Source organism: Streptomyces sp. NBC_00224 (assembly GCF_041435195.1).
Lineage (GTDB): Bacteria > Actinomycetota > Actinomycetes > Streptomycetales > Streptomycetaceae > Streptomyces.
The window spans coordinates 1816014-1830341 of sequence record NZ_CP108106.1 but is presented as its reverse complement, the minus strand read 5'-3'; the positions used below and the strand labels follow the sequence as shown (position 1 = coordinate 1830341).

The 14328-nt window shown below is 71.3% G+C and carries 14 protein-coding genes; 12 read left to right on the top strand and 2 right to left on the bottom strand.

Annotation, left to right across the window (positions count from 1 at the left end):
- The first annotated feature begins 12 nt into the window (after positions 1-12).
- The 4 genes from OG965_RS08140 to OG965_RS08125 all read left to right on the top strand — a co-directional run bounded on the left by OG965_RS08140 (position 13) and on the right by OG965_RS08125 (position 3230).
- Complete coding sequence (locus tag OG965_RS08140) at positions 13-774, top strand: SDR family NAD(P)-dependent oxidoreductase (protein ID WP_371650663.1); 762 nt, start codon at positions 13-15, stop codon at positions 772-774.
- On the top strand, positions 771-1832 hold the full coding sequence (locus OG965_RS08135; protein WP_371656884.1) for a low specificity L-threonine aldolase: 1062 nt from the start codon (positions 771-773) through the stop codon (positions 1830-1832). Before OG965_RS08140 ends, OG965_RS08135 begins: the two co-directional genes overlap by 4 nt.
- An 86-nt stretch (positions 1833-1918) precedes the next feature.
- The gene (locus OG965_RS08130; protein WP_371650661.1) at positions 1919-2518 is read left to right on the top strand and encodes a transglutaminase family protein; all 600 of its coding nucleotides are present in this window, start codon (positions 1919-1921) and stop codon (positions 2516-2518) included.
- 13 nt (positions 2519-2531) lie between these two features.
- Positions 2532-3230: a B3/4 domain-containing protein gene (locus OG965_RS08125; protein ID WP_371650658.1), complete on the top strand. Its 699-nt coding sequence runs from the start codon at positions 2532-2534 to the stop codon at positions 3228-3230.
- Between the two features lie 24 nt (positions 3231-3254).
- Here the strand turns inward: OG965_RS08125 and OG965_RS08120 are convergent, their stop codons facing one another.
- Positions 3255-3986 carry a lysophospholipid acyltransferase family protein gene (locus tag OG965_RS08120; protein WP_371650656.1) on the bottom strand — a complete coding sequence of 244 codons (732 nt, stop codon included), beginning with the start codon at positions 3984-3986 and terminating at the stop codon, positions 3255-3257.
- A 232-nt stretch (positions 3987-4218) separates the two neighbouring features.
- On the opposite strand from OG965_RS08120, the gene OG965_RS08115 reads away from it, so the two are divergent.
- From OG965_RS08115 to OG965_RS08090, 6 genes are all read left to right on the top strand, one after another.
- Positions 4219-4539 (top strand): TlpA family protein disulfide reductase, encoded by a 321-nt coding sequence (locus tag OG965_RS08115; protein WP_371650654.1) that lies wholly within the window; start codon positions 4219-4221, stop codon positions 4537-4539.
- Positions 4540-4746: 207 nt separating this feature from the next.
- Positions 4747-5256, top strand: coding sequence for a flavin reductase family protein (locus OG965_RS08110; protein ID WP_371650652.1), 510 nt, complete (start codon positions 4747-4749; stop codon positions 5254-5256).
- 200 nt (positions 5257-5456) lie between these two features.
- Positions 5457-6242: an electron transfer flavoprotein subunit beta gene (locus OG965_RS08105; RefSeq protein ID WP_371650650.1), complete on the top strand. Its 786-nt coding sequence runs from the start codon at positions 5457-5459 to the stop codon at positions 6240-6242.
- A gap of 68 nt (positions 6243-6310) precedes the next feature.
- Complete coding sequence (locus OG965_RS08100) at positions 6311-7273, top strand: electron transfer flavoprotein subunit alpha/FixB family protein (protein WP_371650648.1); 963 nt, start codon at positions 6311-6313, stop codon at positions 7271-7273.
- A gap of 175 nt (positions 7274-7448) precedes the next feature.
- On the top strand, positions 7449-8747 hold the full coding sequence (locus OG965_RS08095) for an aldolase (protein WP_371650646.1): 1299 nt from the start codon (positions 7449-7451) through the stop codon (positions 8745-8747).
- 68 nt (positions 8748-8815) lie between these two features.
- A complete protein-coding gene (locus OG965_RS08090; protein ID WP_371650643.1) occupies positions 8816-10540 on the top strand; it encodes a serine/threonine-protein kinase in 1725 nt (574 codons plus the stop codon).
- Between the two features lie 7 nt (positions 10541-10547).
- Here OG965_RS08090 and OG965_RS08085 read toward each other — a convergent pair whose 3' ends face one another.
- On the bottom strand, positions 10548-11585 hold the full coding sequence (locus OG965_RS08085; protein WP_371650641.1) for a LacI family DNA-binding transcriptional regulator: 1038 nt from the start codon (positions 11583-11585) through the stop codon (positions 10548-10550).
- A gap of 183 nt (positions 11586-11768) precedes the next feature.
- Here OG965_RS08085 and OG965_RS08080 point away from each other — a divergent pair, with 183 nt between their 5' ends.
- Positions 11769-12731: an ROK family protein gene (locus OG965_RS08080; RefSeq protein ID WP_371650639.1), complete on the top strand. Its 963-nt coding sequence runs from the start codon at positions 11769-11771 to the stop codon at positions 12729-12731.
- A 284-nt stretch (positions 12732-13015) separates the two neighbouring features.
- Entirely contained in the window at positions 13016-14305 is a 1290-nt protein-coding gene (locus OG965_RS08075; protein WP_371650637.1) for an extracellular solute-binding protein, read from the top strand.
- Positions 14306-14328 lie beyond the last annotated feature (23 nt).

Here is a 14328-nt window from a genome sequence, read left to right as displayed (position 1 = left end):
GAGGAGACGATCATGAATGGCAACGGGAATGGCAACGGGCCGCTTAGCGGCGCCGTGATCGCGGTGGCCGGAGCCGCGGGCCCGGCGGGCCGCGCCGCCCTGCTCAGGCTCGCCGAGGCGGGTGCCATCGTGGTGGCGTCCGACGCGGACGCGGCACGGCTGGCCGAGGCCGTCGACGCGGCGCGCTACGCACACGGCGGGGCGACCGTCGTGGGCGACACCGTCGACCTGCTCGATCTGGGCGCCACTCGCGAGTGGGCGGCCCGGACCGAGAAGGAGTTCGGCCGGATCGACGGTCTGGTCCACCTCGTGGGCGGCTGGCGCGGCAGCGCCTCCTTCCCGGAGACCGACCTCGCCGACTGGGAGCTGCTGGAGAAGCTGCTCATCAAGACCGTGCAGCACACCTCGCTGGCGTTCCACGACGGGCTGCTGCGCAGCGACCGCGGCCGATACGTGCTGGTGAGCCAGTCCGGTGCGCACAAGCCCACCGCGAACAACGCCGCGTACAACGCGGGCAAGGCCGCGGCCGAGGCGTGGACCCTCTCGCTCGCCGACGCCTTCCGCAAGGCGGGGGGCGACGACGGGCCGGCCGCCGCTGCTGCCATCCTGGTGATCAAGGCACTGGTGCACGACGCGATGCGCGCCGAGCGCCCGAATGCGAAGTTCGCGGGCTTCACCGACGTCAAGGAGCTGGCCGAGGCCATCGCCGGAGTCTGGGAGCGGCCCGCCGTGGAAGTGAATGGACAGCGCCTGTGGCTGACCCCCAAGCCGTGAAGACGGACGCGCGACGGCACCACGACCCCGAGGTGCGCGGCTTCGCCAGCGACAACTACGCGGGCGTGCACCCCGAGGTCCTGGCCGCCATCGCGCTCGCCAACGGCGGGCACCAGATCGCGTACGGGGAGGACGACTACACCGACCACCTCCAGCGCGTCATCCACAGCCACTTCGGTGGCAGCGCCGAGGCGTTCCCGGTCTTCAACGGGACGGGCGCCAACGTCGTCGCCCTCCAGGCGCTGACCGACCGCTGGGGCTCGGTGATCTGCGCCGAGTCCGCGCACATCAACGTGGACGAGGGCGGCGCGCCGGAGCGCATGGCGGGCCTGAAGCTGCTCACCGTGCCGACGCCGGACGGCAAGCTCACCCCCGAGCTCATCGACCGGCAGGCCTGGGGCTGGGAGGACGAGCACCGCGCGATGCCGCAGGTCGTCTCGCTCGCCCAGAACACCGAGCTCGGCACGGTCTACACGCCGGACGAGATCCGCGCGATCTGCGACCACGCCCACCAGCACGGCATGAAGGTGCACCTCGACGGCGCCCGGATATCCAACGCGGCCGCTTCCCTGGACGTGCCGATGCGCGCGTTCACCAACGCCGCGGGCGTCGACGTGATCTCGTACGGCGGCACCAAGAACGGCATGCTCTTCGGCGAGGCCGTCGTCGTGCTCAACCCGGACGCGGTGCGCCGGATGAAGCACATCCGCAAGATGTCGATGCAGCTCGCCTCCAAGATGCGTTTCGTCTCGGTGCAGCTGGAGGCGCTGCTCGCCAAGGACCTGTGGCTGCGCAACGCGCGCCACGCCAACGCGATGGCGCAGCGTCTCGCCGAGGGCGTCCGCTCGGTCGACGGGGTAGAGATCCTCTACCCGGTCCAGGCGAACGCGGTCTTCGCGCGGCTGCCGCACGACGTGAGCGAGCGGCTGCAGAAGCGCTACCGGTTCTACTTCTGGGACGAGGCGGCCGGCGACGTCCGCTGGATGTGCTCGTACGACACCAGCGAGGACGACGTGGACGGCTTCCTCACGGCGCTCAAGGAAGAGATGTCCCGTTAGACGTCCCGTGGGCTGAGCAGAATATGTATGCGGTCGACCGTAAAGTCATTGACTTGCGGTCGGCCGCTTTCGTACGCTCGCGTGCCATGCGACTCATCCAGCAGAACCCTGAACTCTCGGCGTATCTCGTATCGGACGAGGTCATCGACCACGAGCACCCGCTCGTACGCGACCTCGCGGAGAAGCTCGCGACCGTCGTGCCCGACGCATACTCATACGCCAGGGTCGCCTATGAATTCGTCCGCGACACCATCCCGCACTCCCAGGACGCGGGCGATCTCCGGGTCACCTGGCGGGCCTCCGACGTCCTGGAGCGGCGCACCGGCATCTGCTACGCCAAGTCCCACGCCTACGCCGCGCTGCTGCGGGCCGAGGGGATACCGGCCGCCCTCTGCTACCAGCGGCTCGCCGACGACGACGGCTCGAACCCCGTCATGCACGGCCTGGTCGCCCTGAAGCTGCCCGGTGAGCGCGAGTGGGCGCGGCAGGACGTGCGCGGGAACAAGCCCGGGGTCGACGCCCAGTTCTCGCTGGGGGAGGAGCGGCTGGCCTGGAAGGTGCGGCCGGAGTTCAGTGAGGTGGACTATCCAGTACTCTATGATGTACCGCATCCGGTGGTGCTGGCCGCTCTGAAGGCCGCGCCCGACCGTCCGCACCTCTGGCGGACGCTCCCGACCGAACTGTGAGGCACCCCAGACCATGACGCTCACGCTCACCGTGTCCGACGAGGTGTACGCGCTCGCGCCCGGCTTCACCCATGTCGCCGTGGAGGCCCGCGGACTCGTCAACGGCCCCAGCGACGAGGTGAGTTCGGCGCTGCTCGACGAGGCCGCCCGGCGGCTGCGCGAGCGGCTCGGCGCGCTCGCCCCGCACGAGGACCCGCACATGGCCGCCTGGCGGGACGCGTACACCGCGTTCGGCGCCAAGCCCTCGCGCACCCGCAACTCGGCCGAGGCGCTCGCCAGGCGCGCGCTCGCCGACGGCGGCCTGCCGCGCATCAACTTGCTCGTCGACGTCTACAACGCGATCAGCGTCGCCCACCTCGTCCCGGTCGGCGGCGAGGACACCGACCACATCGCGGGATCGATGCGGCTGGTGCGGGCCACCGGCGACGAGCCGTTCCCCACCGTCGCGGGCGGGGAGGCGGCCGTCGAGCACCCGGACGCGGGCGAGGTGGTGTGGTGCGACGACGAGGGCGTGACCTGCCGTCGCTGGAACTGGCGTCAGGGCGTGCGGACCCGACTCACCGAGGAGTCCGTCAACGCGCTCTTCCTGCTGGAGGGGATGGCTCCGCACTGCGGCCTGGAAGAGGCGGCGGCGGAGCTCGCCGAGCTCCTGGAGAAGGTGAGCCCCGGGGCTCGGATCACCGTCCACGCCCCTGTCGTCGCCGGGGCGTGACGATTCAGCGGCCGCCTCGCGGACTCAGCGGCTGGCGTCGCGCTCGCGCACCTCTTCGGGCGTGGGTGCGGTGCCGCCGAGGTGGGCCGGGATCCACCAGGTGTCCGCGGCGTCCTTGGGGCGTACGGGATAGGCGCGCTGGGCGGCTTCCAGGAGCTCCTGGCACCGCTCGCGCAGCCGCCGGGTGATGGCTCCCGCGTACTGGTCGGCGGGGGCCTCGACCGGCTCGCCGACCCGGATGGTGACGGGGATGTGGCTGCGCTTGAAGTTGCGCGGACGGCCCTTGGTCCACACCCGCTGGGTGCCCCACAGCGCCATCGGGATCAGCGGGACCCCGGCCTCCTGGGCGAGTCGGGCCGCGCCCGACTTGAAGCTCTTCAGGGTGAACGACTGCGAGATGGTCGCCTCGGGGAAGACGCCGACGATCTCTCCGGAGCGCAGCGAGTCCAGGGCGTGCGCGTAAGCGGCCTCGCCCTGCTTGCGGTCGACCGGGATGTGCTTCATGCCGCGCATCAGCGGGCCCGAGATCTTGTGCCGGAAGACCGACTCCTTGGCCATGAAGCGCACCAGGCGCTTCTGGGGCAGGGCGGCGAGCCCGGTGAAGATGAAGTCCAGATAGCTGACGTGGTTGCTGACGAGCACCGCACCGCCGGAGCGGGGGATGTTCTCCGAACCCTGGGTGTCGATCTTCAGGTCGAGCGCCTTGAACATCGTGAGGGCGGCGCCGACGACCGGCCGATAGACGAGTTCTGCCATCTGGAGGTGACCCTTCTCTTTTCCCGGGGAGGGTTCTCCCGGTGGAAGTTACGCAGCCGTAGGTTTTCGGCGTTGGGCAGATCGTGCCCGAAACGCGCCGTGGTGGCCAGTCCTGGGGCCTTGGGGCGGGGAGATTCTCATCACGTACGCCCAGGTCGGGGCGGGCGGGAATCTTCCGGGCGGCCTTCGGCGCTGAACAGGCGGGACGGCCGGATCGAGGAGAGGAAGAGCGGTGCGCGAGCAGGGGCCGGGGCTGGGAGCAGCCCAGTTGGGCGCGGAGCTGGGCGAGCGGGCGACCCTGGTGCAGTTCTCCAGCGCGTTCTGTCAGCCCTGCCGGGCAACTCGGCGCACCCTGGCGGACGTTGCCGCGATGGTGGAGGGGGTCGCGCACGTGGAGATCGACGCCGAGGAGAACCTGGCGCTGGTGCGTGCCCTGGACATCCGGGCCACGCCGACCGTCCTGGTCCTGGACCGCACCGGCCGGATCGTGCGCCGCGCGGCCGGGCAGCCGCGCCGGGCCGATGTGATCGCCGCGCTGGGAGAGGCGGTGTGAGCGGGGTGGAGCGAGCCGTGATGGATCTCCCACATCGTAGAAGGCACTTGACTGAGGCCACCGGCAATCGTCAATCTGACGATGTGCCGAACAGAATCCTTCTCTTCGGGCGCGTCCATGTGGACCTCGCCCGCAACGCAAGTGCGCGCTGTCCGGGCTGCTGAGCAGTCCACAGCCCCCTCGCACCCACCGCAGAAGGACAACTCCATGACGGCTTCGCCCGAGCTCGGCACCGCACACGCCGCCTCCCCCCAGCTGTTCCGCGCGGTCTTCCGCCAGCACGCCGCCGGTGTGGCGGTGATCACCGCGCAGCGTGACGGCCGGCCCGTCGGCTTCACCGCCACCTCCCTCAACTCCGTCGCCGCCGAGCCCCCGTTGCTCTCCTTCGGCATCGGCACCGGCTCCTCCAGCTGGCCCGTCGTCTCCGAGGCCGAGCACATAGGCGTCCACATACTCGGCGAACACCAGGAAGACCTCGCGGCGACCTTCGCCCGCAGCGGCGCCGACCGCTTTGGCGGCGACACCCGCTGGCAGCCGGGCCCCGAGGGCGTGCCGGTCCTGGACGGCGTCCTCGCCTGGCTGGTGTGCCGGGTGGTCGCCCGCATCCCGGCCGGGGACCACCGCATCGTGGTCGGCGAGGCGGTCTTCGGCGAGCCCGCCGGCGCGGGCCGCCCGCTCCTCTACCACCAGGGTCGCTTCAACGCGTTGCGTGACTGAATCGTCTCCGTACTCACCGGTTACTCAGCGTTGGCAACGTCACAGTTCAAAGCGCTTGCTTACGGGGAACACAGTGGGTGTACTGGCGAGTAATATTTCGTTCGGAGCGTCGGTCGCCCCGACCGGAAACCGCCCCATCAGGCGCCTATGCTGCGTGCAACAAGGCAGCCCAGAAATGACGATGCAGTAGGAGAGCCGGCGTGAGCTTGAGGATCGTTGTCTGTGTGAAGTACGTGCCCGACGCCACCGGCGACCGGCACTTCGCCGATGACCTGACCGTCGACCGCGACGACGTCGACGGCCTCCTTTCGGAACTCGACGAGTACGCGGTCGAGCAGGCACTGCAGATCGCCGACGAGGCGGACGACGCGGAGATCACCGTGCTGACCGTCGGCCCCGAGGACGCCAAGGACGCGCTGCGCAAGGCGCTCTCCATGGGCGCCGACAAGGCCGTCCACGTCGAGGACGACGACCTGCACGGCACCGATGTCGTCGGCACCTCGCTGGTGCTCGCCAAGGCCATCGAGAAGACCGGTTACGACCTGGTCGTCTGCGGCATGGCCTCGACCGACGGCACCATGGGCGTGCTGCCGGCGCTGCTTGCCGAGCGTCTGAACGTTCCGCAGGTCACGCTGCTCTCCGAGGTCTCGGTCGACGGTGGCGTGGTCAAGGGCCGCCGCGACGGCGACACCGCCTCGGAGCAGCTTGAGGCGTCCCTGCCGGCCGTCGTGTCCGTGACGGACCAGTCGGGCGAGGCCCGCTACCCGTCCTTCAAGGGCATCATGGCCGCCAAGAAGAAGCCGGTGGAGTCGCTGGACCTGGGCGACCTGGACCTCGACGCCGACGAGGTCGGCCTCGAAGGCGCCTGGACCGCGGTCGACTCGGCCGCCGAGCGTCCGGCCCGTACCGCCGGCACGATCGTCAAGGACGAGGGCGAGGGCGGCAAGCAGCTGGCCGAGTACCTCGCGAGCCAGAAGTTCATCTAAGGCTCGTCGACAGCTCGTAGCGCCCAACTGCCCCCAGATTCTTCGTACTTCGCAGGAGATTGAGTCCCATGGCTGAAGTTCTCGTCTATGTCGACCACGTCGACGGCGCCGTCCGCAAGCCCACCCTGGAGCTGCTGACGCTGGCCCGCCGCATCGGCGAGCCGGTCGCGGTCGCCCTCGGTGCCGGCGCCGAGGCCACCGCGCCGGCCCTCGCCGAGCACGGTGCCACCCGTGTGCTGACCGCCGACGCCCCGGAGTTCGCCGACTACCTCGTCGTGCCGAAGGTGGACGCGCTCCAGGCCGCGTACGAGGCGGTGTCCCCGGCCGCCGTGCTCGTCCCGTCCTCCGCCGAGGGCAAGGAGATCGCGGCCCGCCTCGCGGTCCGCATCGGTTCCGGCATCATCACCGACGCCGTCGACCTGGAGGCCGGCGACAACGGCCCGGTTGCCACGCAGTCGGCGTTCGCCGCCTCGTACACCACCAAGTCCCGTGTCTCCAAGGGCACCCCGGTCATCACGGTCAAGCCGAACTCGGCCGCCGTGGAGGCCGCTCCGGCCGCGGGCGCTGTCGAGGCCCTGGCGGTCACCTTCTCCGCGCAGGCCACCGGTACCAAGGTCGTCGCCCGCACCCCGCGCGAGTCGACCGGCCGCCCCGAGCTGACCGAGGCCGCGATCGTGGTCTCCGGTGGCCGCGGCGTCAACGGCGCCGAGAACTTCGCGATCATCGAGGCGCTGGCCGACTCGCTCGGTGCCGCCGTCGGCGCCTCCCGCGCCGCCGTCGACGCCGGCTGGTACCCGCACTCCAACCAGGTCGGCCAGACCGGCAAGTCGGTCTCGCCGCAGCTGTACATCGCGTCCGGCATCTCCGGTGCCATCCAGCACCGCGCCGGTATGCAGACCTCGAAGACGATCGTGGCGATCAACAAGGACGCCGAGGCCCCGATCTTCGACCTGGTCGACTACGGCGTGGTCGGCGACCTGTTCGACGTCGTGCCGCAGCTGACCGAAGAGGTTCAGGCGCGCAAGGGCTGACCTGCTCGTTCGCTCCGCCCCGGGGGCCGCGTGGTGATCTTCACCGCGCGGCCCCCGGTCGTTTCGGGCAACCATTGACGCGAAGGGAGCCCATAACTAAATTCTGCTATGCGGATCGATGATTCCGGCCAGTGGAAAACAGTCAGTGGAAAACTGAACGTGCGGAGGGTGCAGGATGGGTCAGCAGGAGAAGGTGGCGACGAGCCTCGCGGGCGCGGTCAGCGAGGAGATCAGCGCTTCGCTGGTGGCCGTGGACGAGGAGCTCGCCCGCCGCTACCCGGGCGACCCCGGCACCCGCCAGCCCGTGCACACCGTCTATGTACCCGGTGACCTCTTCGACGCCGGCACCCTGCGCTCCTGGGGCGACCAGGCGCTGGCCGCCCTCGACGAGCACGCCCCGGACGCCGCCTCCTTCGCGAAGGTCCTCGGCATCGCCGACGAGCTCGCCGCGCCCGTGTACGAGCGGGTGCGCGCCAAGCTGGAGCGCGAGCCGGTGGAAGACCTGCGCGTGGACTTCGAGGACGGCTACGGCCCGCGCCCGGAACCCGAGGAGGACGCGGCCGCCGCCCGCGCCGCCCGTCTGATCGCCCAGGCGTACCGCGACGGCACCGCGGCCCCGTACATGGGCATCCGTATGAAGTGCATGGAGGCGGCCGTACGCGACCGCGGCATCCGCACCACCGACGTCTTCCTCACCGGCCTGATGGAGCACGGCGGCCTGCCCGACGGACTCGTCCTCACGCTGCCGAAGGTCACCTACCCCGAACAGGTCTCCGCCTTCGTACGGCTCATGGAGGCCTTCGAGAAGGCCCACGGCCTCCCTGCCGGGCGGCTCGGCTTCGAGATCCAGATCGAGACCAGCCAGTCGATCCTGGCCGCCGACGGCACCGCCGCCGTGGCCCGGATGATCGACGCCGCCGAGGGCCGCGCGACCGGCCTGCACTACGGCACCTTCGACTACAGCGCGTGCGTGGGCGTCTCCGCCGCCTACCAGGCCAGCGACCACCCCGCCGCCGACCACGCCAAGGCCGTGATGCAGGTCGCGGCCGCCGGTACCGGCGTACGGGTCTCCGACGGCTCCACCAACGTCCTGCCGATCGGCTCCACCGCCCACGTCCACGAGGCCTGGCGGCTCCACTACGGCCTCACCCGCCGGGCCCTGGCCCGCGCCTACTACCAGGGCTGGGACATGCACCCGGGCCACCTGCCGACCCGCTACGCGGCGGTGTACGCCTTCTACCGCGAGGGCCTGGAGCAGGCCGCGGCCCGCCTCGCCGCCTATGTGGCCAAGGCCGGCGGCGACGTGATGGACGAGCCCGCCACCGCCAAGGCGCTCAGCGGGTTCCTGCTGCGCGGCCTGGACTGCGGCGCCCTCGACAACGAGGAGGTCGCCCGCCTCACCGGCCTCACCCGCGCCGACCTCGACGGCTTCGCCTCCCCGCGCCGCGCGGCCCTCACCGTCACCGCCCCGTAGCCCGGGCGCTGTCACCGCCGCCCCGTACTCTGTACGCGACCACAACCGCGACAGGGAACGGGGCAGAGGTGTCTTCGGGGGAGAACAACCGGCTTGCGGGCCGCTACCGGCTGATCGAGCAGCTGGGCCGGGGCGGCATGGGCGTCGTCTGGCGCGCCGTCGACGAAGTGCTCGGCCGCGAGGTCGCCGTCAAGGAACTGCGTACATATTCGGACATGTCCGCGCCCGAACTGGGCGATCTCCGGCTGCGCATGCAGCGCGAGGCCCGCGCCGCCGCGCGCGTGCGCCACCCCGGAGTGGTCGCCGTCCACGACGTGACCGAGCACGACGGCCGCCCGGTGATCGTCATGGAGCTCGTCGAGGGGCCCTCGCTCGACGGTGTCCTGGCCGAGCGCGGCGCGCTGGACGCGCGCGAGGCGGCCGCCATCGGCGCCCGGGTCCTCGAAGCCCTGGGCGCCGCCCACCGCGCGGGCGTGCTGCACCGCGACGTGAAGCCCGGCAACATCCTCCTTGAGTCCGGCGGCCGGGTGGTGCTCACCGACTTCGGCATCGCCGCCATGGACGACCCGGGCGACGGCTCGGCCACCCTCCCCCAGCCTTCGGCCGGGGGGACCCCCAATCGCAAGCTCACCCGCACCGGCGAACTGGTCGGTTCCCTCGACTACTTGGCGCCCGAGCGCGCCCAGGGCCAGGACCCCGGCCCCGCCTCCGACGTCTGGGCGCTCGGCGCCACGCTGTACGCGGCGGTGGAGGGCTCCTCGCCGTTCCGCCGCACCTCCACCTGGTCGACGCTCTCCGCGATCGTGGCGGAGCCGCTGCCCGAGCCGGTACGGGCGGGGGCGCTCGGGCCCGTACTGCGCGAGCTGATGCACAAGGACCCGGCCCGCCGCCCCGACGCGGACACGGCGGCCCGGATGCTGGCGGCGGTGGCCGAGGGCCGGGACCCGGGTGTCCCGGTGGCCCCGCAGGCGCCGTCCGCACCCGTGCCCCAACCCGTGGCACCGCCGCGCGAGGCGACCGTACGGGACGTGCTGCCGCACCGGCCCCAGGGCTTCGGCCCGGTGGTCACCCAGCAGCCCGCACCCGAGCCGCCCCGACGCGGTCGCGCGCGGGGCATGGTCGCGGCGGGCGTCGCGGCCGTGGTGCTCGCGGGCGCCGGTGTCACATACGCCCTGGTCGGAACCGGGGACGACGACGGCACCCGGCAGCAGGCCGTCGGCTCGGCGAGCGGCGCGAGCCCGTCGGCGTCCGGCGCCCAGGACGGCACGGGCGGCGCGTGGAACGGCGGCGGGGCGAGTGCCGCGAGCCCCGGCCCGGCCGGCAAGGAGGGTCGTACGTCCGCCTCACCCGGCCCGACCCACTCCGCCAAGGACGGCAAGGGCGGCAAGGGACCCGGCGAGAAGGGCGGCACCGCACCGGGCAAGGCGCCGACGGGCGGCCACGCCACCGCGACCCCGGGCGGCGCCGGAGGCACGGCGGGCGGCGGCACCGGCACCGGCTCCACGCCCGCCCCGTCCTGCCACTCCATCGGCGCGGGCAAGTTCGACTGCCAGGTGTGGCGCACCGCGAAGAGCTACCGGTACGACGGCGGCGAGATGGGCGTGCTCAACGCGGGCACCAACTACTTCTACTGCCAGGTCGACCTGGGCCGCCGCGAGACGTACGGGAAGTGGACCAACACGTACTGGGCGCGCACCGACGACGACAGCGGCAACACCAACGTCTACGTGAGCGTGGTCTACCTCAAGGGCGGCGCCAACAACGCGCCGGTGCCGGGGCTGCCGGTCTGCTGACCGGCGGCTAGCTGCCGGCGGGGGGCGGGATCTCGCCCGAGCCGCGTGCGATGAGGGTGGTGGGGACCACCACGCGCGCGGGAGCCTCGTCCACGCCGTCGAGGCGGCGGAAGAGCCGTTCCGCCGCGGTGCGGCCGAGCGTCGCGGAGTCCTGCGAGATCACGGTGATGCCGAGCAGATCGGCCAGCTCGATGTCGTCGAAGCCGACCAGGGCGACCGGGTGCTCCCGGCCCGCCAGGGCCCGTACCGCCGTCACGGTCACCCGGTTGTTGCCCGCGAAGATCGCGGTGACGGGGTCGGGGCCGCTCAGCATCGACTCGGCGGCCGCGCGCACGCGCTCCGGCTCGGTGGAGCCGAGCGCGACCCACGCGTCCGCCACCGGCAGCCCCGCCTCCTCCATCGCCGCCCGGTAGCCGCGCAGGCGCTCGGTGGCGGTGTGGATGCGCGGCTGGTCGCCGATGAAGCCGATCCTGCGGTGGCCGTGCGCCACCAGGTGCGCGACGCCCTCGCGCGCGCCGCCGAAGCTGTCGGAGAGCACCGCGTCGGCGTCGATCCGCCCGGCCGGCCGGTCCACGAACACGGTCGCGACCCCGGCCTTTATCTCGGGCTCCAGATACCGGTGGTCGTCGCCCGCCGGAATCACGATCAGCCCGTCGACCCGGCGGGCGCAGAAGGCGAGCACCAGCTCCTGCTCGCGGTCGGCGTCCTCGGCGCTGGAGCCGTTGATCAGCAGTGCCCCGTGGGCCCGGGCGACCTCCTCGATCGCGCGGCTGAGCGGCCCGTAGAACGGGTCGGCCAGATCCTCCAGGACCAGGCCGATGGAGGCGGTGCGCCCCTTGCGCAGCACGCGCGCGCTGTCGTTGCGGCGGAACCCCAGGGCGTCGATGGCCTCCATGACGCGGCGCTCGGTGTCCGGGGTGACCCCGGCCTCGCCGTTGACCACCCGGGAGACCGTCTTCAGCCCGACACCGGCGCGGGCGGCGACATCCTTCATGGTGGGCCGGATGCCGTAGCGGGGCTCATGGTGGCGGGCGGTCTCGGCCACGTGCGGTGTCCTGTCGTCGTCGGGGCTCAGCGGGCCCGGGGCGCTGTGGGCGGGGTGTCCGGGGCGGATCCGAGTGGATCGCGGTGTGGCGTCGAGCATAGGCCCTGGACAACGTTGTCAGGTGAATGGAGACTGTTCATCCGACTAGCTTGGCACCCTCGCCCACCAGGAGATCCGACACCGATGCAGACCGACCTCGTCGCCGCGCTCGACATCGGCGGCACCAAGATCGCCGGAGCGCTGGTGGACGCCGACGGCCGACTGCTCGTACGGACCCGGCGGGCGACCCCCGCGCAGCAGGACGGCGAGACGGTGGCGCGAGCCGTCGACGAGGTCCTCGCGGAGCTGGCCGGATCCGCGCTGTGGGGGCGGGTCACGGCGCTCGGCATCGGCAGCGCGGGCCCGGTCGACGCGTCCAACGGGACGGTCAGCCCGGTCAACATCCCCGGCTGGCGCGGGTTTCCGCTGGTGGCGCGGGTACGGGCGGCGACCGGCGGGCTCCCCGTCGAGCTCGTCGGCGACGGGGTGGCGATGACCGCCGCCGAGCACTGGCTGGGCGCGGCCCGAGGCTACGACAACGCGCTGTGCATGGTCGTCTCCACCGGCGTCGGCGGCGGTCTCGTCCTCGGCGGCCGTCTCCACCCGGGCCCCACAGGCAACGCGGGCCACATCGGCCATATCAGCGTCGACCTCGACGGCGACCCCTGTCCGTGCGGCGCGCGCGGCTGTGTGGAGCGGATCGCCAGCGGCCCGAACATCGCCCGCCGCGCGCTGGAGGGCGGCTGGACGCCGGGGCCCGACGGCGACACCTCGGCGGCCGCCGTGGCGGCCGCCGCCCGCGCCGGGCACCCGGTGGCGCTGGCCTCGTTCGAGCGGGCCGCGCAGGCGCTGGCGGCGGGCATCGCGGCGACCGCGACCCTGACGGAGATCGAGATCGCGGTGATCGGCGGGGGAGTGGCCGGAGCGGGCGACATCCTGTTCGCGCCGCTGCGCCGCGCCCTCCACGACTACGCCACGCTCTCCTTCGTCCAGGGCCTCAAGGTCGCCCCCGCCCTGATGGGTACGGACGCGGGCCTGGTCGGCGCCGCGGCCGCCGCGTCCAGCGCTCCGACGACTCCTCGCCGGGCGGTGCGTGCGGGAAGGTAGCTCCTCGTCACCTTCCTCCGGACCCACGGCAGATGAACCGATTCGGCGCCCCTTCTTGCTCTGATTCAGCGACGCGCGTTTGCGGTAGAGCTTGTTGGAGTCTGTTGGAATAGAACTGGTAACGGTTACTCGGAGTCGTGTCAGAACCCTTGACGTCCCCCTTACTTGGGGGTGTGATCCAAGCCACGCGTTCGGTTGTGTTGGGTTGCACCCCGAAGGAGGGGGACATGTCGCAGTCAGCGTTCAAAGGTCCTGCTGTGCCCGGGAGCGTGGCAGGACATCGGATGTCCCGGCGCGGTCTCCTGCGGAGTGCCGCATTCGGCGCCGGGGCGGTCACCCTCCCCTCGCTGCTCTCCGCCTGCGACAGCGGGCCCGGGGGTGACGCGAAGACGATCCGGCTGGGCTCCAACTCGTCGGACGCGGTGCCGAAGAAGGCCTTCGCGGACGCCTTCAAGGCGTACGGGCAGCAGTCCGAGGGCCGCACGGTCAAGGTCAACACCGTCGACCACAACACCTTCCAGGAGAACATCAACCGCTATCTCCAGGGCAAGCCCGACGACGTCTTCATGTGGTTCGCCGGGAACCGCATGCAGTTCTTCGCCAAGAAGGGGCTGCTGCACGACATCAGCGACCTGTGGCAGAACTTCCAGGGCTTCTCGCCGGCGCTGAAGGCGCAGTCGACGGGCGAGGACGGCAAGCAGTACCTCACGCCGTACTACTACTACCCGTGGGCGGTCTTCCACCGCAAAAGCGTCTTCCAGCAGCACGGGTACCAGGCGCCCAAGACGCTCGACGAGTACATCGCGCTCGCCAAGCAGATGCAGAAGGACAAGCTCGTACCGATCGCGCTGTGCGACAAGGACGGCTGGCCCGTGATGGGCACGTTCGACTACATCAACATGCGCACCAACGGTTACGACTTCCACCGCGACCTGATGGCCGGCAAGGAGGCGTGGACGGACAAGCGGGTCAAGGAGGTCTTCGACACCTGGCGCAGAATCCTTCCGTACTGCCAAAAGGGCGCCAACGGCCGCACCTGGCAGGAGGCCGCACAGAGCCTGCAGAAGAAGGAGACGGGCATGGCGGTGTTCGGACTGCCGCACGTGGGGCAGCAGTTCCCGGTGTCCGAGCAGGACGACATCGACTTCTTCCCGTTCCCGGTCATCAACCCGGAGCACGGGCAGGACGCGGTCGAGGCGCCCATCGACGGGTTCCTGCTCGCCAAGAAGTCCAAGAACCTGAAGAACGCGAAGAACCTGGAGAGCGCCAAGGACTTCCTGAAGTGGCTCGCGACCCCGAAGGCCGAGGACATCTACCTCGCCAGCGACCCCAACAACATCGCGGTCAACAGCGGGGCGGACACCTCCAAGTACAGCGCGCTCCAGAAGAAGTCCGTGGAGCTGATCTCCGGCGCCAAGCAGATCTCGCAGTTCATGGACCGCGACACCCGGCCGGACTTCTCCTCCACGGTGATGATCCCGGCGCTGCAGAGGTTCATCGGCAACCCGAACGACGTGGACGGGCTGGTCAACGACATCGAGCGGCAGAGGAAGACGATCTTCGCCGCGGACTGACAGATGTCAGCTGTCGGCTGACA